The sequence below is a fragment of the Streptomyces sp. NPDC050315 genome (assembly GCF_040655775.1).
GTDB lineage: Bacteria > Actinomycetota > Actinomycetes > Streptomycetales > Streptomycetaceae > Streptomyces.
Genome location: NZ_JBFAKN010000008.1, coordinates 49,992 through 70,626, shown reverse-complemented (window position 1 = coordinate 70,626; position 20,635 = coordinate 49,992). Strand labels below are relative to the sequence as shown.

Here is a 20,635-nt window from a genome sequence, read left to right as displayed (position 1 = left end):
CAGGGACTACGCCTGCCAGTGGGCGGGGCGGGTCAGTGACGCGGGCAGCCGGGTCCGGGCGTCGCCCCTGGCCGCGTTCAGCTGGGCCTGGGTGAGGAACACGGCGCCCGTCAGATCGGCGCCGCTCAGGTCCGCGTCCCGGAGGTCCGCGCCTATCAGGTCGGCGGAGCGGAGGTCGGCGCCGGAGAGGTCGGCCGCTATCAGGCACGCGCCCCGGAGGCAGGCGCCCCGGAGCTTCGCTTCGGTCAGCCGGGCGCCGAAGAGGTCGGCGCCGCGGTGGTTCTTCTTCTTGCCGGGTACGGCGTTCCGTACCAGCTCCCCGGCCTGTACGAGCAGCCCGTTGACCTCCTGGCGGACCGCCTCCGTGTCCAGCTCCACCAGTACCTCGGCGGGGCTGAGCGTGAGCCGTTCCAGGTCCGCCTGCGCCGTGCGGAGCCCGGCGTGCACGGGCCGGGCCTCGCTGCGGTCCAGCGCCTCCGTCACGTACGCGAGCAGTTCGTGCAGCTGCCGCATCACGGGGAAGACGGCGAACATCCGGCGGGCGGTGCCGGGGTGCTGGCGCCAGTCCCGCCCGCCGAACGTCACCTGCGAGACCTGCTGTCCGGCGCCGAAGCAGTCGAAGACCGTACAGCCGCGGAAGCCCTTGTCGCGCAGGTGTGCGTGGATGCCGCAGCGGAAGTCGGACTGCAGGTTGGCGCAGGGTGTCCCGGCCTCCTTGTCCGCCGCGAAGTCCTGTGAGGCCGCGAAGGGCAGCGCGACGCAGCACAGGCCGAAGCACCGGGCGCAGTTCGCCTGGAGGTCAGGTAAGGACACGGTGCGTTCTCCTGCCGCGGGTCGAACTGCCATTCTCCCCGATGGCGAACCGCTCAGCGCACGCCTCAGCGAACCCCGAAGTGGTGCACGGTCGTCGTCCGGTAGGTCTGCCCCGGGCGCAGCACGGTGGCGGGGAAGGCCGGCCGATTGGGCGAGTCGGGGAAGTGCTGGGTCTCCAGGCAGAGGCCGTCGGCCTGGCGGTAGAGCGCGCCGGAGGTGCCGCGCAGGGTGCCGTCCAGGCCGTTGCCGCTGTAGAACTGCACGCCGGGTTCGGTGGTGGCGATGTCCATGACGCGGCCGGACGCCGGGTCGGCGAGGGTCACGGCGTACTCGGGGGTGGCCGTCACGCCCTTGTCCAGCGCGAAGTTGTGGTCGTAACCGCCGCCGAAGACGAGCTGCTGATGGCCCTGGCGGATGTCCTGGCCAATTCGCTTGGCCCGCCGGAAGTCGAAGGGGGTGCCGGCCACCTTCGGCAGCTCGCCGGTGGGGATGAGCGTGTCGTCGACGGGGGTGTAGCGGGACGCGGCCATCCGCAGGGTGTGGTCGAGGACGTCACCGCTGCCCTCGCCCGCCAGGTTGAAGTAGGTGTGGTTGGTGAGGTTGACGACCGTGGCCTTGTCGGTCGTCGCCTCGTACGAGATGCGGAGGGCGCCGCGACGGTCGAGGACGTAGTCGACACGGACGGACAGGGTGCCGGGATAGCCCATCTCACCGTCCGGACTGACGCGCCGCAGAGTGAGACCGCTGCCGTCCCCGCCGGCGTACGGCGCGACGTCCCACACCCGCTTGTCGAAGCCCTGGTCGCCGCCGTGCAGGCTGTTCGGGCCGTCGTTGACGGGCAGGTGGTACGTCCGGCCGTCGAGGGTGAAGGTGCCGCGCGCGATGCGGTTTCCGTAGCGGCCGATCAGGGCGCCGAAGTACGTGCCCGCGGTGAGGTACGGGGCGAGTTCGCCGAAGCCGAGCGACACATTGGCCGGGCGGCCGTGGCGGTCGGGGATCTCCAGGGTCTGGACGATGCCGCCGTAGGACAGCACACCCAGCCGGGTACCGCCGTTCTCCACCGTCCAGCGGTCGACGCGGGTGCCGTCGGGGAGGGTGCCGAAGTGTTCCTTGTGCGGGCGGCCGCCTCGCGCGGCGGGCGCCGCGAAGGCCGGTCCGGTGCCGATGGCGGTCGCCGCGAGCCCGGTCGCGGCCGCGGCCATCACGGTACGTCTGCTGGTCGTCATGCGCCGTGTCTCCTCATGTGGTCGACCGAGTGGTCACGAACCGGCCTTGCGCTTGTTGTAGATGTCGAAGCCGACGGCCGCGAGCAGCACCAGCCCCTTGATGACCTGCTGGTAGTCCGTGCCGATGCCGACCAGCGACATGCCGTTGTTGAGGACGCCGAGGACGAGGCCGCCGATCACGGCGCCCATCACCGTGCCGACACCGCCGCTCATCGAGGCGCCGCCGATGAACGAGGCGGCGATCGCCTCCAGTTCGAAGTTCAGGCCGGCCTGTGTGGTGCCCGCGTTCAGCCGCGCCGCGTACACACAGCCCGCGAGCGCCGCCAGTACGCCCATGTTCACGAAGACCAGGAAGGTGACGCGCTTGTCCTTCACGCCCGACAGCTTCGCCGCCGCCTTGTTGCCGCCCAGCGCGTACACATGGCGGCCGATCACCGCGTTGCGCATGACGTACCCGAGGCCGAGCAGCAGCGCGCACATCACGAGCATCACGACCGGTACGCCGTGGAAGCTCGCCAGGGTCAGGGTGAAGGCGACCACGGCCGCGGTGAGCGCCACGCACTTGGTGACCCACAGCCCGGTGGGCAGCACGTCCAGCTCCAGGGCGAGCTGGCGGCGCCGGTCGCGCCACTCGCGCAGCAGCAGGAAGACGACGGCGGCGAGCCCGAGGAGCAGGGTGGGGTTGTGGTACTGGGTGTACGGACCCATCTCGGGGATGAAGCCCTTGGCGAGGTTCTGGAAGCCCTCGGGGAAGGGGGCGATGGACTGGCCTTCGAGCACGATCTGCGTCAGGCCGCGGAAGAGCAGCATGCCGGCCAGGGTGACGATGAAGGACGGGATGCCGACGTAGGCGATGAAGAAGCCCTGCCAGGCGCCCGCGACCGCGCCGATCAGCAGCGACAGCACCAGTGCCAGCACCCAGGGCATGTCCTGTTTCACCATCATCACCGCCGACATGGCGCCGACGAAGGCGACCAGTGAGCCGACGGACAGGTCGATGTGGCCCGCGATGATGACGATCATCATGCCGATGGCCAGGATCAGGATGTAGCTGTTCTGCTGGATCAGGTTGGAGACGTTGTTGGGCAGCAGCAGCGTGCCGTCGGTCCATATCTGGAACAGCACGACGATGAAGGCCAGCGCGGTGAGCATGCCGTACTGGCGCATGTTGTTGCGCACGCTCTGTACCAGCACCGCGCCGGCCGAGCGGACGGCGGCCGGGACCGGCGCCTCGGGGTCCTTGGGTGGGGTGGTCGTGGTCGTCATCGCGGGCCTCAGCTTCTGTTCATGGTCATCTGGCGCATCAGGACTTCCTGCGTGGCATCGGCGCGAGCCACCTCACCGGTCAGTCGGCCCTCGGCCATCGTGTAGATCCGGTCGCACATGCCGAGCAGTTCGGGCAGTTCGGAGGAGATGAAGAGCACCGCCTTGCCCTGTGCCGCGAGCCGGTCGATGACGGTGTAGATCTCGTACTTGGCGCCGACGTCGATGCCGCGGGTCGGCTCGTCGAGAATCAGCACCTCGGGGTCGGCGTGGATCCACTTGCTCAGTACGACCTTCTGCTGGTTGCCGCCGGAGAGCCGGCCCACCTGCTCGAAGACCGTGGGCGCCTTGATGTTCATCGAGGTGCGGTAGCGCTCGGCGACGGACCGCTCGTGGTGTTCGTCCACGGCGCCCCGGCGCGTCATGCCGCGCAGCGAGGCCAGTGAGATGTTGCGGTGGATGGTGTCGATGAGGTTCAAGCCGTACTGCTTGCGGTCCTCGGTGACATACGCGATCCCGGCGGCGATGGCGGCGGGTACGGTCCCGGTGTTCACCTCACGGCCGCCGACCGCCACCGTCCCGCCCTCGTGAATCCCGTACGAGCGGCCGAAGACGGACATCGCGAGTTCCGTGCGGCCCGCGCCCATCAGGCCCGCGATGCCGACGATCTCGCCGCGCCGTACGGTCAGCGACGCGCCGTCGACGACCTTGCGGGTCCGGTCGACGGGGTGCCGCACGCTCCAGTCCCGTACGGTCAGCGCGATCTCCCCGGCGTCCGCACCCTCGTACGCGGTGCGGTCGGGGAAGCGGTGGTCCAGGTCGCGCCCGACCATGCCGCGGATGATGCGGTCCTCGGACAGCTCCGCCGCGTCCTCGGGGCGCTCCCGTACGGTCAGCGTCTCGATGGTGCGGCCGTCGCGCAGGATCGTCACCGCGTCGGCGATCTCCCGGATCTCGTTCAGCTTGTGGGAGATGATGATGCAGGCGATGCCCTGGTCGCGCAGCTCGCGGATCAGGGCCAGCAGGGTGGCGCTGTCCTCGTCGTTGAGGGCCGCGGTCGGCTCGTCGAGGATGAGCAGCCGGACCTCCTTCGACAGCGCCTTGGCGATCTCCACGAGCTGCTGCTTGCCGACGCCGATGTCCGCGACGGGCGTCTGCGGGTTCTCCCGCAGCCCGACCCGCTTGAGCAGCTTCGCGGCGCCGCTGAGGGTGGTGGGCCAGTCGATGAAACCGCGCCGGCCCTGCTCATTGCCGAGGAAGATGTTCTCGGCGATCGAGAGGAAGGGGACGAGCGCCAGCTCCTGGTGGATGATGACGATGCCGCGCCGCTCGCTGGCGTTGATGTCCTTGAAGGCCACCGGCTCGCCCGCGAAACGGATCTCGCCCTCGTAACTGCCGTGCGGATGCACCCCGCTGAGGACCTTCATCAGCGTCGACTTGCCCGCGCCGTTCTCCCCGCAGATGGCGTGGATCTCGCCGGCCCGCACGGTCAGGTTCACCTCGGAGAGGGCAGTGACCCCGGGAAAGGTCTTGGTGATGCCGCGCATCTCCAGTACGGGGGTTCCTTCGCCGCCGCCCGTCACTTGAGCTGCCCTGCCGTGAAGTACCCCTCGTCCACGAGGAGTTGTGTGTTGGACTTGTCGACGGAGACGGGGTTGAGGAGGTAGGCGGGCACGACCCGCTTGCCGTTGTCGTAGTCGGTGGTGTTGTTGACCTCCGGCTTCTTGCCGGTGAGGACCGCGTCGCCCATCTGGACGGCCTGCTTGGCGAGCTTGCGGGTGTCCTTGAACACCGTCTGGGTCTGCTCGCCGCGGATGATGGACTTCACCGAGGCCAGCTCGGCGTCCTGCCCGGTGACGACCGGCAGCTCCTTGCCGCGGTAACCGGCGCTCTTCAGCGCGGAGATGATGCCGAGCGACATGCCGTCGTACGGGGACAGCACCGCGTCGACCTTCTCGTCGCCGTAGCTCTTGCTGATGAGGTCGTCCATGCGCTTCTGCGCAATGCCGCCGTTCCAGTCCTGCGTGGTCGCCTGGTTCATCTGCGTCTGCTTGCTGCGCACGACGAGCTGTCCGGAGTCGAAGTAGGGCTTGAGGACCTTCATGGCCCCGCTCCAGAAGTACTTCGTGTTGTTGTCGTTCGGGGAACCGGCGAACAGCTCGATGTTGTAGTGCTCGCTCGCGCCCTTGTCGGGCTTCTTGAGCTTCAACTGGTCGAGGATGTACTGCCCTTGGAGGCGGCCGACCTTCTCGTTGTCGAAGGACGCGTAGTAGTCGACGTGCGGCGTGCCCAGGATGAGCCGGTCGTACGAGATCACGGGGATGCCCGCGTCGTGCGCGCGCTGGAGGACCTCGGTGAGCGCGGAGCCGTTGATCGCCGCGACCACCAGCAGCCGGTGGCCCTTGGTGATCATGTTCTCGATCTGCGCGACCTGGTTCTCGACCTTGTCGTCACCGTACTGGAGGTCGGTCTTGTACCCGGCCTTCCGGAACTGCTCGGCCATGTTCTTGCCGTCGGCTATCCACCGCTCGGAGGACTTGGTGGGCATCGCCAGGCCGATCGTGCCGCCCTTGCCGGTGTCGGGCTTGTAGCGGCTGCCGCCGCGCGCCTCCTGACCGCAGGCGGTGAGCGAGCCGATGAGGAGGACGGCGGCCAGGGCGGCGGCTCGTCTGCGGGTGGGCATGGGTGGGGTTCCCTTCCGGTGGAGCTTCCGGTGGTGAGCTTGCTGAGATGCGGACACGGCCTACGGGTGCAGCAGTACCTTTCCGGCGCCCGGGGCCATCGCCTCCGCGAAGCCCTCCAGCGGGAGGCGGTGGGTGACCAGCGGCAGCAGGTCCAGCAGCCCGGCGTCGAAGGCGCGTACGGCGTGCGCCCAAGCGGCGGGCGGGGCGCCGAAGACGGTCCGCACCTCGGTCTGGCGGACGACCAGGTCTGTGGGGTCCAGGCCCGCCGCGCCCGGGGCCGGGAGGCCGGTGAGGACCAGCCGGCCGCCGCGCCGGAGCAGTCCGGCCGCGGTGCGCGCCGCGTCGGCCGACCCGGCGGCCTCGATCACGACATCGAAGTCGTCCGGCAGCGGCTCGTCCGCCGTACGGAAGGAGGTCGCGCCGAAGTCGTGTGCGAGCTTCTCCCGGTCCCGGTCGACGCCGATCACCAGCAGCTCGGCAGGCGATCCCGCGGCCAGGAACTGTACGGCGATCATGCCGAGCGTGCCCGTGCCGACCACCGCGACCCGCTCCCCCGGCCGCGCCTCCGCCTTCAGCGCCGCGGCCGCGACGCAGGCGGCGGGCTCCAGGAGGGCGGCGGCGGTGAGGTCGGCGCCGTCGGCGAGCGGGTGCAGCAGCCGGGCGGGCAGTACCAGCGTGTCGGCCATCGCGCCGGGCTGCGTGAACCCGGTCTCCTCGTACCCGGCCGTGCACAGCGTCGTCTCGCCCGCGTGGCAGCGGGCGCACACCTGGCAGTTGCGGAAGCCCTCGCCGACGGTCTTCCGGCCGAGGAGCGCCTCCGGTACGCCGGCGCCGACCGCCTCGACCGTGCCGGACCACTCGTGCCCGGGGATCACCGGGTACCACACGTACCCGGCCGGGCGCGTGCCCTGGTACAGCTCACGGTCGCTGCCGCAGACGCCGGACGCGTGCACCCGGATGCGGGCCTCGCCGGGGCCCGGATCGGCGGGGGCCGCCTCGACGATGCGGTACGCACCGGGCGCGTCCAGGACCAGCGCGCGGCCGGTCACCGGCCCGCCCTCGTGGGGTCGCGCTTCTCCCAGCCCTCGGCCCAGAGGTCGAACCGGGCCTGCTGCTGCGGGAATTCGGCGGCCGCGTCGGTGTCCAGCTCGACGCCCAGACCGGGCGCTTCGGGCAGCGCGAAGTAGCCGTCGACGACCTGCGGGGCGCCCTTGACCACCTTCTTGATCTCCGCGTCGGCGAAGTCGTTGAAGTGCTCCAGGATCTTGAAGTTGGGGGTGCAGCCGGCGACCTGGAGGGAGGCGGCGGTGAGCACCGAGCCGCCGACGTTGTGCGGCGCGACCAGCGTGTAGTGGGTCTCGGCGGTGGCGGCGAGCTTGCGGGTCTCCAGGATGCCGCCGAGGTGGCCGACGTCGGGCTGGATGATGTCGGCGGCCTGCGACTCGAAGAGCTCGCGGAATTCGATGCGGTCGTGGATGCGCTCGCCGGTGGCGATGGGCATGTCCACCTTGGCGGCGACCTTGCTCAGCGCCTTGAGGTTCTCCGGCGGTACCGGCTCCTCCAGCCACGCGGGCTTGAAGGGCGCCATTTCGTGCGCGAGCCGGACGGCGGTGGCCGGGCTGAACCGGCCGTGCATCTCCAGCATCAGCTCCCGCTCGGGACCGATCGCGTCCCGCACCGCCTCGATCAGCGAGACCGCGTACACGGTCTCCTCGTGGTCGAGTTCGAAGTGGCCGGTGCCGAACGGGTCGATCTTCAGCGCCCGGTAGCCGCGCTCGACGACCGCCTGAGCTGCCTTGTGGTACGCCTCCGGGGTGCGCTCGGTGGTGTACCAGCCGTTGGCGTACGCCTTGACCTTGTCGGTGACCTTGCCGCCCAGCAGCTGCCAGACGGGCACCCCCAGCGCCTTGCCCTTGATGTCCCAGCAGGCCATCTCGACGCAGGCGATGCCGGACATCACGATCTCGCCGGCCCGCCCGTAGTCGCCGTACTTCATGCGGCGCACCAGGTCCTCGACGGCGAACGGGTCGGAGCCCGCGATGTGGTTGGCCTCCGCCTCGCGGAGGTAGCCGAGCAGCGCGTCGGTGTGGCCGAGCATCCGGGTCTCGCCGACGCCGGTGAGGCCCTCGTCGGTGTGGACCTGGACGTAGGTCAGGTTGCGCCAGGGAGTCCCGACGACATGAGTACTGATTCCGGTGATGCGCACGGGAAGTGCCCCTTCGCGGCTCGCGGTGTCCTACTGCTTCGCGTTCGAAATTTCGTCACACGTTCGAAATGCTGCGAGATAGGTAATGCCACGACGGGAGCGGTGTCAACGGTCGCGGCACGGAATCCCCGGATTGGCAGGGGTGTTGACGTCGCGCCAACGCTGCCGCCATTCTCACCGGGCGATATCCCGAGCACTGTCCGTTATCTCGAACAGCCCGTTCCTTCGAACAGACCGTCAAGGAGCGCACCATGCCCACCACGGCACCCCCACCCGCCGCCACACCGTCCCGGCCGCGAAGACGCGGCCGGCTCGCCCTCCTCACCGGGGCGCTGACCGCCGCCCTCGCGGTGCCCGCCCTCGCCGCTCCCCCGGCGGCTGCCGACCCCACCGACTACACCCTGAAAGTCGACCCCGCCCGCCAGGGCCCGGCCATCGACGACACCATGTACGGCGTCTTCTTCGAGGACATCAACCGCGCGGCGGACGGCGGCCTGTACGCCGAGCAGGTCCAGAACCGCTCCTTCGAGTACGACCGCGCCGACAACACCTCCTACACTCCGCTCACCTCGTGGGACACGACCGGTTCCGCGAAGGTGGTGAACGACGACGGCCGGCTGAACGCACGAAACCGCAACTACCTTTCCCTGAGCGGCAGTTCGTCCGTCACCAACTCCGGTTACGGCAGTGGCATCACGGTGCGGAAGGGCGAACGGTACGACTTCTCGGTCTGGGCCCGTGCCGACCGCGCCACGGCCCTCACCGTCACCCTCCAGGACGGGGACGGCGAGCTCGCGCGGGCCCGCCGCGTCGCCGTCCGGGGCGGCTGGACCAAGTACACGGCCTCGTTCACCGCGAACCGGGCGAGCAGCACCGGCCGGCTCACCGTCGCCTCCGACGCCCCCGCCGCCCTCGACATGATCTCCCTCTTCCCCCGCGACACCTACAAGGGCCGCGAGAACGGCCTGCGCAAGGACCTCGCCGAGAAGATCGCCGCGCTCGACCCGGGCTTCGTCCGCTTCCCCGGCGGCTGCCTGGTCAACACCGGCAGCCACGAGGGGTACGACGAGGCGTCCGGCTATCAGCGCAGGCGCTCGTACCAGTGGAAGGACACCATCGGGCCGGTCGAGCAGCGCGCCACCAACGCCAACTTCTGGGGCTACAACCAGTCCTACGGCCTGGGCTACTACGAGTACTTCCAGTTCGCCGAGGACATCGGCGCGATGCCGCTGCCGGTGGTCCCCGCGCTGGTCACCGGGTGCGGCGAGAACAAGGTGACGGACGACCCGGCGCTCCTGAAGCGGCACGTCCAGGACACCCTGGACCTGATCGAGTTCGCCAACGGCCCGGTGACCTCCGAGTGGGGCAAGAAGCGGGCCGCGATGGGCCACCCGAAGCCCTTCCACCTCACGCACCTGGCGGTGGGCAACGAGGAGAACCTCCCCGACGCGTTCCTCGCCCGCTTCAAGGAATTCCGCGCCGCCATCGAGGCCGAGTACCCGGACATCACCGTCATCAGCAATTCAGGGCCCGATGACAGCGGCACCACCTTCGACCGGGCCTGGCAGCTGAACCGCGACGCCAAGGTCGACATGGTCGACGAGCACTACTACAACAGCCCGCAGTGGTTCCTGGAGAACAACGAGCGTTACGACTCCTACGACCGCAACGGCCCCAAGGTCTTCCTCGGCGAGTACGCCTCCCAGGACAACCGCTTCCGCAACGCACTCTCCGAAGCCGCGTTCATGACCGGCCTGGAACGCAACGCCGACGTGGTCGAGCTCGCCTCGTACGCCCCGCTGCTCGCGCGCACCGACTCCGTGCAGTGGCGCCCCGACATGATCTGGTTCGACGGACAGCGGTCCTGGGGCTCGACGAGCTACGAGGTCCAGAAGCTGTTCATGAACAACGCCGGCGACCGGGTCGTCCCGAGCACCGCCTCCGGCACCCCCGCCACCACCGCGCCCATCACCGGCGCCGTCGGGCTGTCCACCTGGGCCACCACTGCCGCGTACGACGATGTGCAGGTCACCGGCGCGGACGGGAAGACGTTGTTCAGCGACGACTTCTCGGGCGGCGACGGCAAGTGGACCAAGGCCGCCGGGCGCGGCACGTGGCAGGTCGAGGACGGCGCGTACGTCCAGTCCGACGCGGCGGCCGAGAACACCCTGGTCACCGCGGGCGACCCCGGCTGGCAGAACTACGACCTGCAGGTGAAGGCCACCAAGAAGTCCGGCAAGGAAGGCTTCATGGTCGCCTTCGGGGTCAAGGACACCGGCAACCACTACTGGTGGAACCTCGGCGGCTGGGGCAACACCCGCTCGGCCGTGGAGAAGACGGTCGACGGCGCCAAGCAGACGATGGCCGGGACCGAGGACGGCACGAAGATCGAGACCGGCCGGACATACGACCTGCAGGTCAAGGTCCGCGGCCGACAGGTCAGCCTCTACCTCGACGGCAAGAAGTGGGGCGGCTTCACCGACGACGCCAAGGCCGAGCCCTTCCGCCAGGTCGTGACCGAGGACAAGAAGACCGGCGAGCTGATCGTGAAGGTCGTCAACGCGCAGGACGCGGCCGCCCGGACGCGCATCGACCTCGGGACCGAGGTCGCGTCGACCGCCCGGCTGACCACGCTCCAGGGCGACCCGGACGCGGTGAACACCGCCGACGCACGGCCGATCGCGCCCCGGCAGTCGACCCTGCGCGGCGTCGCGCGGCAGTTCACGCACACCTTCCCGGCCAACTCGGTCACCTTCCTGCGGATCAAGAGCGACAGCTGATGTTCCCGCGGGTCGGCCGCCGGACCGGCGGCCGACCCGCCGACCCCACGAGGAGAGCACCATGCACGCACCCACCCGCAGAGGCGTCCTGCTCGGCACGCTGGCCGTGGGCGCGGCCGCCGCGCTGCCGGGTACGGCACACGCCGCGGTCACCGGCCGGCACCGCCCCGCGGCCCCGTACCCCAACCCCCTCGTCCGGCAGCACGCCGACCCGCACATCCACCGCCACACCGACGGCTTCTACTACTTCACCGCGACCGTCCCCGAGTACGACCGCATCGTGCTGCGCCGCTCCCGTACGCTGCGCGGACTGACCGACGCGCACGAGGCCGTGCTCTGGCGCAAGCACCCCACCGGCGAGATGGCCGCGCACATCTGGGCGCCGGAGATCCACCACATCGACGGCCGCTGGTACCTGTACTTCGCGGCCGGCCACTCCGACGACATCTGGAAGATCCGGATGTACGTCCTGGAGAACTCCCACCCCGACCCCTTCAAGGGGACCTGGACCGAGAAGGGGCGCATCGCCACTCCCTGGGACACCTTCTCCCTCGACGCCTCGACCTTCACCCACCGCGGCCGCCGCTACCTGATCTGGGCCCAGCAGGAGCCGGGCATCGTCAACAACTCCAACCTCTACATCGCCTCGCTGGCCAACCCCTGGACGCTCGGCGGCCCGCCCGTACGGCTCTCCTCGCCCACGCTGGACTGGGAGACCCGCGGCTTCAAGGTCAACGAGGGCCCCTCGGTCCTCATCCGCAACGGCCGGGTCTTCATGACGTACTCCGCCAGCGCCACCGACAGCAACTACTGCATGGGGCTGCTCACCGCGGACGCACGCGCCGACCTGCTGGACCCGGCCTCCTGGAGCAAGTCGCCCGTACCGGTCTTCACCAGCAACGAGACCACCGGCCAGTACGGACCGGGGCACAACAGCTTCACGGTCGCCGAGGACGGCCGCACCGACGTGCTCGTCTACCACGCACGGCAGTACAAGGACATCACCGGCGACCCGCTGAACGACCCCAACCGGCACACCCGCATCCAGCGCCTGGGCTGGCACGCGGACGGCACACCGGACTTCGGGGTGCCGGTCGCCGACACGGTGCGCTGATTCCGGTGTTCTGAGGCCGTCCGCGGGTCAGCCGCGGGCGGCCAGCGTGGAGGCGCGGACCACCAGCTCCGGCGCGAGCACGACCTGCCGGTGCTCGTGGTCCGCCGCCCGGTCGCCGGTCTCCTCGATCAGCATCTCGGCCGCCGTGCGCCCCATGAGCCGGGCGGGCTGCCGTACGGAAGTGAGCGGCACCGCGGCGGCCGCGGCGAACTCGATGTCGTCGTACCCCACCAGGGCGATGTCGTCGGGGACCGCCAGCCCGGCGCCGTAGAGCGCCTGGAAGACGCCGAGCGCGAGCAGGTCGTTGGCGCAGAAGACCGCGGTCGGCCGGGGCGACATGCCCAGCAGCCGGGCGCCCGCGTCCCGGCCCGCCGCGACGTCCATCCGCTCCGCCTCGATGTGCCGCAGCGCCGACTCCGGCAGGCCGCTCTCGCGCAGCGCCTGCAGCGCTCCCGTACGCCGGTCCTGGCACTGGGTCAGGAACATCGGCCCGCTGACGTAGACCAGCCCCTCGTGGCCCTGCTCGACGAGGTGCCGGGCGGCCAGCGCGCCGCCGGCCACGTCGTCCACCGAAACCGAGCAGCCCTCGGCGCTGCCGAGGACGCGGTCGACGAAGACGAGCGGGATATTGCGCGGCCGGAAGCGCGCGAGCGTGCCGCCGGTCAGGTCGGCGGGGGTGATCAGTACGCCGCGCACCTGCTGCTCGGCGAAGAGCGAGAGGTACTCCGCCTCCTCGGCCGGGCTCTGGGCGCTGTTGCAGAGCATCACGCCCAGCCCCTCCTTGCGCGCGGCGCGCTCCGCGCCCGCCGCGACGTCCACGAAGAAGGGGTTGCCCATGTCGAGCACGAGCAGGGCGATGATCCGGCTGCGGCCCGCGCGCAGCTGGCGCGCCGACTCGCTGCGGACGTAGCCCAGCGCGGTGATGGCCGCCTGCACCCGCTCGCGGGTCTCCTTCGCGACCATGTCGGGACGGTTGATCACATTGGAGACCGTGCCGATGGAGACGCCGGCCTGGCGTGCGACATCCTTGATACCCACCGTGTGCGCCACACCCGCCATGCTACGCACTCCGCCTTTCCCGCTCGACGCCGCCGGCCGCCGCGCCCCGTGGGGGCGAGCGCGACGGCCGGCAGCACTCGATGTGCCGAGGGGTTACTCGACGACCTTCAGCAGCTTGTTCGGCGTGCCCTCACCCGGGTTGGAGATCTTGTCCGGGGTGGCACCCTCGGTCAGCGCCGTGGCGACGTCCGCGGGCTTGGCGTCCTGGTGGCCGGCCAGGTAGACCGCGGCGGCACCCACGACGTGCGGGGTGGCCATCGACGTGCCCGAGATGGTGTTGGTGGCGTCGTCACCCTCGTTCCAGTCCGAGGTGATGTCGGAACCGGGGGCGTAGATGTCGACGACACTGCCGAAGTTGGAGTAGTCCGCCTGCTTGTCGTCCTTGTCGCTGGCGGCCACCGTGATGGCGTCCTTGACGCGGGACGGCGAGCCCTGGCCCGCGTCGGTGGACTCGTTGCCCGCCGCGACACCGAAGGTGACACCGGCGTCGATGGCCTTCTGGACGGCCGCGTCGAGCGCCTCGTCCGCGCCGCCGCCGAGCGACATGTTGGCGACCGAGGGGCCCTTGTGGTTCTTGGTGACCCAGTCGATGCCGGCCACGACCTGCTCGGTGGTGCCGGAGCCCTGGTCGTCCAGCACGCGGACGGCCACGATCTTGGCCTTCTTGGCGACGCCGTGCGCGGCACCGGCGATGGTGCCCGCGACGTGCGTGCCGTGGCCGTTGCCGTCGTCGGCGTTGTCGTCGCCGTCGACCGCGTCGAAGCCGGAGGTCGCGCGGTCCTCGAAGTCCTTGTGCGAGACGCGGACACCGGTGTCGATGACGTACGCGGTGACGCCCTCACCCGCGGCGTCGGGGTAGTTGTACTTCTTGTCGCCCGCGGTGTCCTCCTGGTCGATGCGGTCCAGGCCCCACGACGGGGGGTTGTCCTGGGTGGCGTCGATGGAGAACTTCTTGTTCTGGACGACCTTGTCGACGGCCGGGTCGGCGGCGAGCCGCTTGGCCTCGGTCTCGCTCAGGCCGGTGGCGGAGAAGCCCTCCAGGGCCGCGCTGTAGTGGCGCTCGACCTTGCCGCCGTACTCCGCGGCGAGGTCCTTGTTCTCGGCCGTACGGGCCTGGTCCTTGAGCATGACGATGTAGCTGCCGCTGACGGCGGACTTGGCGCTCGCGCCGTAGATCTTGCCCTCGGCGGGGCTGGCATCTGCGGTGACCGCGGTGACGGCCGCGATGCCGGTCGCGGCGACGACGGCGGTTATGCCGGTGATCAGCCGCTTCTTGCTGGAACGCTTGTGAGCCATAGCGAGGGTTCTCCTCGTTTGGTGGTGTGGGGGGAAAGCGTTGCGTTGTGACCCGGCTGGACGAAAAAATCTGCCGCCGGGCTGGCTCGAAACCCTGACTGATTGACGCGTCCAATTCAAGACTCCCCCACGGGTGTGACATAGGCAACAACCATGCAAAAATGCAAATCCCGTCACACCCGGTCAAATTGAGCACCTCAGTTGACTCCGGTTGCTTCAACTCCCGTTACAATCCGGCAACATGGGGCGATAGCTGGCCCATGGAAGCGGTCGCCGGGCGGGTCTGGTAGCGATGCCTGGTTGCGGTACCTGGTAGCGGTTCCGCTCAGCGCTGGTAGCGGGCGAGGACGAGATTGCCGTCCTCGACCAGCCGGCCGCGCAGTTCTTCGAGGCCGATCGCGCCGCTGTAGTACTCCTGCAGCCCCGGCGTGGCGATCTTGTCCTTCCACTCCGGATAGCCGCGTACGGACTGCGCGGGCGCGGCTTGCAACGTGCCGGCCAGCGCCGTCCCCGTGGCCCAGCCGTACTTCGCCACTCGCAGCCGGGGATCGCGCAGCGCCTCGGTACCCGTCGGCAGCATCCAGTCGCCGAGCGCCAGCCGCACCATGTTCTCTGGGCGCAGCAAGAAGGCGAGGAACGCCATCGCCTCCTCCTTGCGCGGGCAGTCGGCGGCGATCGAGAGCGTCTGCGGGCTCACGCCTTGGGCGTGCGCGCTCCCCATGGGCGCCGGCAACACCGTCCACTCGAAGCCCTTGGGGGCTTGTTGAACGATCTGCTGCCGGTACGAGAACCCGAGCGGCACCATCGCGTACCGCCCGGCGAAGAACCCGGGGAGCGTGTCCGAACCGCCCATGCCGAGCGTGGCGCGGGCCGCACTGCCGTCGACGTGCACCTGGTCGTGGACCGTCCGCGGCACGACCTGATCGGCCGCCTCGAAGCGGACCTCGGCACGGCCGTCGGCACGGCGGTGGAAGAGCCGGCCGCCGGTCGACAGCGAGAGGTTGAGGGTGGCCGACACCGGCTCCTTGAGCGGCCAGGCGACTCCGTACCGGTCGCCTCGGGTCAGCTTTTCGGCCGCCGCCCGGAACTCGGCCCAGCTCCAGGGGCGCTCCGGTGTGGGCACGCGCACTCCGGAGGCGGCGCGCAGCAGCTCCCGGTTGGCGATCAGTACACGCGGCTCCTGGAGGAACGGCACCCCGTAGAGCTGCCCTTGAAAGGTGCCGGTCCGCAGGCTCTGTTGCGGGATGTCGGCGGCGAGCCGGTCCGGCAGCAGTCCGGTGAGGTCGGCGAGGTAGCCGCCGTACGCGAAGTCGGCGAGGTCGTCGGAGGCGTCGTGGATGATGTCGGGCGGCTCGCCGCCCTCGAAGGCGGTCACCAGCTGGTCGTGGACGGTGGGCCAGGCACCCTGTACGTACTCGACGGGGCTGCGGGGGTGCTGCCGGTTCCACTCGGCGACCAGCGCCTTGTTGGCCCGCACGGACTCCGCCTGCCAGGCCAGCGACTGGAAGCGCAGGGGGCGGCGGCCGGACGCACTGGGGCCGGTGGAGCAGCCGGCGAGTACGGGAGCGGCAGCGGCGACGCCTACGGACGCGACGCCTATGGACGCGGCGGCGCTCAGGAACGTACGACGGCGCATCGGCGCGCGGACGGGCTCGGACATCGGCGCGCGGACGGGCTCGGGCATCGGCCCGTGGGCGGGCTCGGGCATCAGTTCTTCACCGCCCCGGTCAGCATCCCGCCCGTAATACGGCGCTGGATGACGGCGAAGACGAGCAGGCTCGGCACGGTGGCGAGCAGCGCGGCGGCGGCGAGCGGGCCGAGATCGGCGGCGCCCTCCGCACCGAGGAAGTGCGTGAGCACGACCGGCATCGTCTGTTTCTCCGGCGACTTGAGCAGGACGAGCGCGAAGAAGAACTCGTTCCAGGCGGTGATGAAGGCGAACAGCCCGGTGGCGACGATCCCGGGCGCGAGCAGCGGCGCGGTCACGGAGACCAGCGTGCGGACCCGGCCCGCGCCGTCCACGGCCGCCGCCTCCTCCAGCTCGGCCGGCACGGCCCGTACGTACCCGGTGAGCATCCACAGCGCGAACGGCAGCGACCAGACGACGTACACGAGGGTGAGCCCGCCGAGCGAGTCCACCAGGCGCAGCGCCTTCAGCAGCAGGAACAGCGGGATGATCACCAGCACCAGGGGGAACGCCTGGCTGACCACCACCCACCCGGTCGCGGCCCGCGCCAGCCGCGTACGGAAGCGCGCGAGCACGTATGCCATCGGGGTGGCCACCACTACGGCCAGCAGCGCGGCCCCGGCCGCCGCGAGCAGGCTGTTCGCGGCCGAGCTCAGCAGCGGCTGCTCGTCGAACGCGGCACGGAAGTTGGCGAGCGTCGGGTCGTGCGGCACCCAGGTCGGGTCGATGCTGCCCAGTTCACGCGGGGGTTTGAAGGCGGTGGACACCAGCCACAGGAACGGCACCAGCAGGAACAGCAGGTAGCACAGGAGGGCGAGGTACTGTCCGGCCCGGGTGGCGGCCGCACGCCCGCGGCGAGTGCTCATCGCTCGTCCTCCCCGGCCCGCAGGCGGCCCGCGAGGTACACGGCCAGCAGGATCGCGACGACGGCCACCATCGCGAGCCCCATCGCCGCCGCATAGCCGAACTGCCCGTACCGGAACGCCTCCTCATACGCGAAGAGCATCGGCAACCGGGTGCGCCCACCGGGACCGCCATCCGTCAGCACAAACACCAACGCGAACGAATTGAAGTTCCAGATGAAGTTGAGGGCGCTGATCGCCAGCGCCACCGGGCGCAGCGCGGGCCAGGTGACCGTACGGAACCGCCGCCAGGCGCCCGCGCCGTCCATGGCCGCCGCCTCGTGCAGCTCGCGCGGCACGTTCTGCAGGCCGGCCAGCAGCGGCACGGTGGTCTGCGGCAGGCCCGACCAGATGCCGACGACGATGACGGCGGGCAGCGCGGTCGCCAGCCCGCTCAGCCAGTCGCGGCCCTCGCCGAGCCCGAAGCTGCGCAGCGTCTCGTTGAGCACGCCCGCGTCCGGGTGGTACACGAGCCGCCACATGATGCCGACCACGACCTCGGGCATCGCCCACGGCACGATGGCCAGCGCCCGGGCCAGCCAGCGCAGCCGCAGCTTCTCATTGAGCAGCAGCGCGAGGCCGAGCGCCAGGAAGAACTGCGGGACGGTGACGCCCAGCGCCCAGACCAGCCCGATACGGAAGGAGTCCCAGAAGAGCGTGTCCTGAAGCAGATCGCTGAAGTTGAGCAGCCCCACCCACTGAGTGGGTTCAGTCCGGCCCGACTGCGCGTCCGTGAAGGCCAGCGCCACCCCGTACAGCAGCGGGCCGACGCTCAGCACGAGGATCGGTATCAGCGCGGGCAGCACGAGGAACCACACGCCGTGATCACGACGCGGTCCGGACGACCGCTTCGCCGCGGTCATGAGGGTCACGACAGGGACTCCTTGGCGCGGCTCGGTCCGATGTCCCCGGCTGATCCGGTACATCCGGCACGGAACGGCCGCGCGCGCCCGTACGCGCGAACAGCCCTCGTCATCGTCGTGACAGCGGGCGGTGACGTCAACAGGTACGGCGGCGAGAGGGCGCTGGGGGGCCGCGGGGCAGCCGTGGGGCAGCCGTGGGGGCCGGTTGTCAGACCCGCCTGAGAGACTGTGGGTGATCGGAACACCCGGGGGTGACAGCGACACCGCACCCGGAGTGCTCACGGAGCGCAGGAGGCAGCACGATGACCGAGGCGAGTGGTGGCGGGGCGGATGCCGCGACGGGCACGCCCTTCACGGAGGCGCGCGCACGGGACGTCCTGGCCGCGGCCGGACGACCGGACGCCGCGGCGGACGCCAAGCTCCTCTCCCTCGGCGAGAACGCCGTCTTCGCGCTGGACGACGCCGGCCCCGTGATCCGCGTGGGCCGCAGCGCCGAGCTGCTGGAGCGGGCCGAGCGGGAGCTGCGGGTGGCCGGCTGGCTGGCGGAGACGGGCGTACCGGCGGTGCGCGCGGCGGAGCCGACGGCCCGGCTGGTGGACGGCCATCCCGTCACGCTCTGGGAGCGGCTGCCCGAGGCGATACGGCCCGCCGGGCCCGCCGACCTCGCCGAGCTGCTCCGACGGGTGCACGCACTGCCCGAGCCGCCGTTCGCGCTGCCCCGGCGGGAGCTGCTGGGCGGCGTGGAGCGCTGGCTGCGGCTGGCGGGGGACGCGGTGTCCCGGGAGGACGCGGAGTATCTGCGCGGCCGCCGGGACGCGTTCGCCGCCGCGGCCTCGGCCCTGGAGCCGCACCTGCCGCGCGGCCCCATCCACGGCGACGCCATCCCGCGCAACGTCCATGTCGGCCCGGACGGCCCGGTCCTGGTCGACCTGGAGACCTTCTCGCGCGACCTGCGCGAGCACGACCTGGTGGTCATGGCGCTCAGCCGCGACCGGTACGGCCTGGGCGCCGACGCGTACGACACCTTCGTACGGGCCTACGGCTGGGACGTGCGGGACTGGGAGGGCTGCGCCGTCCTCCGCGGCTCCCGCGAAACCGCCAGCTGCGCCTGGGTCTCCCAACACGCCCCGGGCAACCCCGCAGCCCTGAAGGAATTCCACCGCCGAATCGCCTCCTTGAGGGAGGGAGACGCGGCAGTGCGCTGGTATCCGTTCTGACGACCGATCGGAACCCGGGCGATCGGGCACCCGGACGATCGGGCACCCGGGCGATCGGGCAGCCGGGCGGTCGAGCAGCCGAGCCCACCCTCCTGCCGAGCCGATCGGGCACCCCGGGCGATCGCGCAGCCGGGCCGACCCGGCTGCCCCGCGCGGCCGCCGCATTATTCGGTACCGCTCGTCGCGTCCCGCGGCTAACGTCCCGGCCCATGCCCGACACCACACCTCCCGCACCTTCCGGGGACGCGCCCGCACCGAGCCGCAGCCCGGACGCCGTGACCGCCACGAGCGCCGCCCCGTCCACCGCCGGCCCCGGCACCGACCCCGGCCGTGATGGTGACGGGCCACCGCGGCTGACCCGGCTCGCTTTCCACGGGCCGCTGTCCGAGGAGCGGGCGGGGCGGATGGTGCGGCGGCTCGCCGCCGCGTGCCCGGCCACCGTGCTCGACCTCGGCTGCGGCTGGGGCGAGTTCATGCTGCGGGTGCTCGACGCGACGCCCGGCGCCACCGGGCTCGGCATCGACCTCAACGCCGACGACCTGGCCAGGGGCCGGGCCAACGCCGCGGCCCGCGGACTCGCCGGCCGCGTGGAGTTCGCCGAGGAGGCCGGGCACAGGACCACCCGCGGCCCCGCCGACCTCGTACTCTGCCTGGGCTCCGGGCACGCCGTGAGCGCCCCCGAGTCACCGCACAACGTCCGCACCGTACTGCGCGAACTGCGCCGCCTCGTCACCCCCGGCGGCCGCGTGCTGTACGGCGAAGGCTTCTGGCAGCGCCCGCCGACCGCGGCCGAGCTGACCCGGATGTGGCCCGGCGCCACCGCCGAGGAGCACCTGAGCCTGGCCGGACTCGTCGACCTCGCCGTCGAGGAGGGCTTCCGCCCGGCCTGGGTGGAGACGGCGAACGGCGACGAGTGGGAGGCGTTCGAGTCCGGCTACCGCTGCGACGTGGAGGAATGGCTGGCCGCCCACCCCGACCACCCGCTCACCCCCGAGACCCGCGAACGGGCCGACGCCCACCGCGCCTCCTGGCTGTCCGGCTACCGCGACCTCCTCGGCATCGCCTACCTCACCCTCATCCCGGTCACGCACGCCCCGCAGCCATAGAGTGCTCTCCTCCTTTCCGTCCTCACATCCGTCTCCGTCCTCACATCCGTCCGCACACTTGGAGCCCCCATGGCAGTTCGTCGTGTCATGCCCATCATCCAGTCGGAGGCCGCGCAGGAGAGCCGGGATTTCTACGGCCTCCTGGGCTTCGAGGAGGGCATGAACCTCGGCTGGATCACCACGCTCGCCTCCCCGTCCACCCCGACCGCACAGATCAGCGTCATGACCGGCGACCGGACGGCACCGGTCACCCCCGACCTGAGCGTGGAGGTGGACGACGTGGACGCGGCCTACGCAGCCATGCGGGAGAGCGGCGCCGAGATCGTCCATCCCCTGCAGGACGAGGAGTGGGGCGTACGGCGCTTCTTCGTCCGCGACCCCAACGGCCGGGTGGTCAACGTACTGACGCACCGCTGACG

17 protein-coding genes are annotated in these 20,635 nt (G+C 70.8%); 5 read left to right on the top strand and 12 right to left on the bottom strand.

What is annotated here, in order from left to right:
• Positions 1 to 6: 6 nt before the first annotated feature.
• The 7 genes from AB0I82_RS27725 to AB0I82_RS27695 are packed head-to-tail and all read right to left on the bottom strand — an operon-like array spanning position 7 to position 8,192.
• On the bottom strand, positions 7 to 846 hold the full coding sequence (locus AB0I82_RS27725; protein ID WP_363260083.1) for a pentapeptide repeat-containing protein: 840 nt from the start codon (positions 844 to 846) through the stop codon (positions 7 to 9).
• Between the two features lie 32 nt (positions 847 to 878).
• Positions 879 to 2,039 (bottom strand): aldose epimerase family protein, encoded by a 1,161-nt coding sequence (locus AB0I82_RS27720; RefSeq protein WP_363260082.1) that lies wholly within the window; start codon positions 2,037 to 2,039, stop codon positions 879 to 881.
• A 33-nt stretch (positions 2,040 to 2,072) separates the two neighbouring features.
• Positions 2,073 to 3,305 (bottom strand): multiple monosaccharide ABC transporter permease, encoded by a 1,233-nt coding sequence (gene mmsB / locus AB0I82_RS27715; protein ID WP_363260081.1) that lies wholly within the window; start codon positions 3,303 to 3,305, stop codon positions 2,073 to 2,075.
• 8 nt (positions 3,306 to 3,313) lie between these two features.
• Positions 3,314 to 4,849, bottom strand: coding sequence for a multiple monosaccharide ABC transporter ATP-binding protein (gene mmsA, locus AB0I82_RS27710; protein WP_363260365.1), 1,536 nt, complete (start codon positions 4,847 to 4,849; stop codon positions 3,314 to 3,316).
• A 32-nt stretch (positions 4,850 to 4,881) separates the two neighbouring features.
• Positions 4,882 to 5,985 (bottom strand): multiple monosaccharide ABC transporter substrate-binding protein, encoded by a 1,104-nt coding sequence (chvE, locus tag AB0I82_RS27705; protein ID WP_363260080.1) that lies wholly within the window; start codon positions 5,983 to 5,985, stop codon positions 4,882 to 4,884.
• A 60-nt stretch (positions 5,986 to 6,045) separates the two neighbouring features.
• Positions 6,046 to 7,035 carry an alcohol dehydrogenase catalytic domain-containing protein gene (locus tag AB0I82_RS27700; protein ID WP_363260079.1) on the bottom strand — a complete coding sequence of 330 codons (990 nt, stop codon included), beginning with the start codon at positions 7,033 to 7,035 and terminating at the stop codon, positions 6,046 to 6,048.
• On the bottom strand, positions 7,032 to 8,192 hold the full coding sequence (locus AB0I82_RS27695; RefSeq protein WP_363260078.1) for a mandelate racemase/muconate lactonizing enzyme family protein: 1,161 nt from the start codon (positions 8,190 to 8,192) through the stop codon (positions 7,032 to 7,034). The genes AB0I82_RS27700 and AB0I82_RS27695 overlap by 4 nt, the downstream gene beginning before the upstream one ends.
• Before the next feature lie 251 nt (positions 8,193 to 8,443).
• Here AB0I82_RS27695 and AB0I82_RS27690 point away from each other — a divergent pair, with 251 nt between their 5' ends.
• Together AB0I82_RS27690 and AB0I82_RS27685 are read left to right on the top strand one after the other, a co-directional pair.
• Positions 8,444 to 10,972, top strand: a complete 2,529-nt coding sequence (locus AB0I82_RS27690) for an alpha-L-arabinofuranosidase C-terminal domain-containing protein (RefSeq protein WP_363260077.1) — start codon at positions 8,444 to 8,446, stop codon at positions 10,970 to 10,972.
• Positions 10,973 to 11,033: 61 nt separating this feature from the next.
• The gene (locus AB0I82_RS27685) at positions 11,034 to 12,086 is read left to right on the top strand and encodes a family 43 glycosylhydrolase (protein WP_363260076.1); all 1,053 of its coding nucleotides are present in this window, start codon (positions 11,034 to 11,036) and stop codon (positions 12,084 to 12,086) included.
• Between the two features lie 27 nt (positions 12,087 to 12,113).
• Here the strand turns inward: AB0I82_RS27685 and AB0I82_RS27680 are convergent, their stop codons facing one another.
• From AB0I82_RS27680 to AB0I82_RS27660, 5 genes are all read right to left on the bottom strand, one after another.
• On the bottom strand, positions 12,114 to 13,136 hold the full coding sequence (locus AB0I82_RS27680; protein ID WP_363260075.1) for a LacI family DNA-binding transcriptional regulator: 1,023 nt from the start codon (positions 13,134 to 13,136) through the stop codon (positions 12,114 to 12,116).
• A 102-nt stretch (positions 13,137 to 13,238) separates the two neighbouring features.
• Positions 13,239 to 14,441: a S8 family serine peptidase gene (locus tag AB0I82_RS27675; protein WP_363260074.1), complete on the bottom strand. Its 1,203-nt coding sequence runs from the start codon at positions 14,439 to 14,441 to the stop codon at positions 13,239 to 13,241.
• A gap of 325 nt (positions 14,442 to 14,766) precedes the next feature.
• The gene (locus AB0I82_RS27670; protein ID WP_363260364.1) at positions 14,767 to 16,077 is read right to left on the bottom strand and encodes an extracellular solute-binding protein; all 1,311 of its coding nucleotides are present in this window, start codon (positions 16,075 to 16,077) and stop codon (positions 14,767 to 14,769) included.
• A 71-nt stretch (positions 16,078 to 16,148) separates the two neighbouring features.
• Positions 16,149 to 16,994, bottom strand: a complete 846-nt coding sequence (locus AB0I82_RS27665; protein ID WP_363260072.1) for a carbohydrate ABC transporter permease — start codon at positions 16,992 to 16,994, stop codon at positions 16,149 to 16,151.
• On the bottom strand, positions 16,991 to 17,893 hold the full coding sequence (locus AB0I82_RS27660; RefSeq protein WP_363260363.1) for a sugar ABC transporter permease: 903 nt from the start codon (positions 17,891 to 17,893) through the stop codon (positions 16,991 to 16,993). Before AB0I82_RS27660 ends, AB0I82_RS27665 begins: the two co-directional genes overlap by 4 nt.
• A gap of 302 nt (positions 17,894 to 18,195) precedes the next feature.
• Between AB0I82_RS27660 and AB0I82_RS27655 the strand changes: the two genes are divergently transcribed.
• The 3 genes from AB0I82_RS27655 to AB0I82_RS27645 all read left to right on the top strand — a co-directional run bounded on the left by AB0I82_RS27655 (position 18,196) and on the right by AB0I82_RS27645 (position 20,633).
• Positions 18,196 to 19,110 (top strand): aminoglycoside phosphotransferase family protein, encoded by a 915-nt coding sequence (locus tag AB0I82_RS27655; protein ID WP_363260071.1) that lies wholly within the window; start codon positions 18,196 to 18,198, stop codon positions 19,108 to 19,110.
• A gap of 209 nt (positions 19,111 to 19,319) precedes the next feature.
• Entirely contained in the window at positions 19,320 to 20,216 is an 897-nt protein-coding gene (locus tag AB0I82_RS27650; RefSeq protein WP_363260070.1) for a class I SAM-dependent methyltransferase, read from the top strand.
• Positions 20,217 to 20,285: 69 nt separating this feature from the next.
• Positions 20,286 to 20,633 carry a VOC family protein gene (locus AB0I82_RS27645; RefSeq protein ID WP_363260069.1) on the top strand — a complete coding sequence of 116 codons (348 nt, stop codon included), beginning with the start codon at positions 20,286 to 20,288 and terminating at the stop codon, positions 20,631 to 20,633.
• Positions 20,634 to 20,635 lie beyond the last annotated feature (2 nt).

Bases quoted from the DNA above. Each gene is read 5' to 3' on its own strand.
- AB0I82_RS27665 (WP_363260072.1), bottom strand. From the start codon at position 16,994: ATGAGCACTCGCCGCGGGCGTGCGGCCGCCACCCGGGCCGGACAGTAC.
- chvE (WP_363260080.1), bottom strand. From the start codon at position 5,985: ATGCCCACCCGCAGACGAGCCGCCGCCCTGGCCGCCGTCCTCCTCATC.
- AB0I82_RS27690 (WP_363260077.1), top strand. From the start codon at position 8,444: ATGCCCACCACGGCACCCCCACCCGCCGCCACACCGTCCCGGCCGCGA.
- mmsB (WP_363260081.1), bottom strand. From the start codon at position 3,305: ATGACGACCACGACCACCCCACCCAAGGACCCCGAGGCGCCGGTCCCG.
- AB0I82_RS27675 (WP_363260074.1), bottom strand. From the start codon at position 14,441: ATGGCTCACAAGCGTTCCAGCAAGAAGCGGCTGATCACCGGCATAACC.
- AB0I82_RS27660 (WP_363260363.1), bottom strand. From the start codon at position 17,893: ATGACCGCGGCGAAGCGGTCGTCCGGACCGCGTCGTGATCACGGCGTG.
- AB0I82_RS27720 (WP_363260082.1), bottom strand. From the start codon at position 2,039: ATGACGACCAGCAGACGTACCGTGATGGCCGCGGCCGCGACCGGGCTC.
- AB0I82_RS27655 (WP_363260071.1), top strand. From the start codon at position 18,196: ATGACCGAGGCGAGTGGTGGCGGGGCGGATGCCGCGACGGGCACGCCC.
- mmsA (WP_363260365.1), bottom strand. From the start codon at position 4,849: ATGCGCGGCATCACCAAGACCTTTCCCGGGGTCACTGCCCTCTCCGAG.
- AB0I82_RS27685 (WP_363260076.1), top strand. From the start codon at position 11,034: ATGCACGCACCCACCCGCAGAGGCGTCCTGCTCGGCACGCTGGCCGTG.
- AB0I82_RS27670 (WP_363260364.1), bottom strand. From the start codon at position 16,077: ATGCGCCGTCGTACGTTCCTGAGCGCCGCCGCGTCCATAGGCGTCGCG.
- AB0I82_RS27645 (WP_363260069.1), top strand. From the start codon at position 20,286: ATGGCAGTTCGTCGTGTCATGCCCATCATCCAGTCGGAGGCCGCGCAG.
- AB0I82_RS27650 (WP_363260070.1), top strand. From the start codon at position 19,320: ATGCCCGACACCACACCTCCCGCACCTTCCGGGGACGCGCCCGCACCG.
- AB0I82_RS27725 (WP_363260083.1), bottom strand. From the start codon at position 846: ATGGCAGTTCGACCCGCGGCAGGAGAACGCACCGTGTCCTTACCTGAC.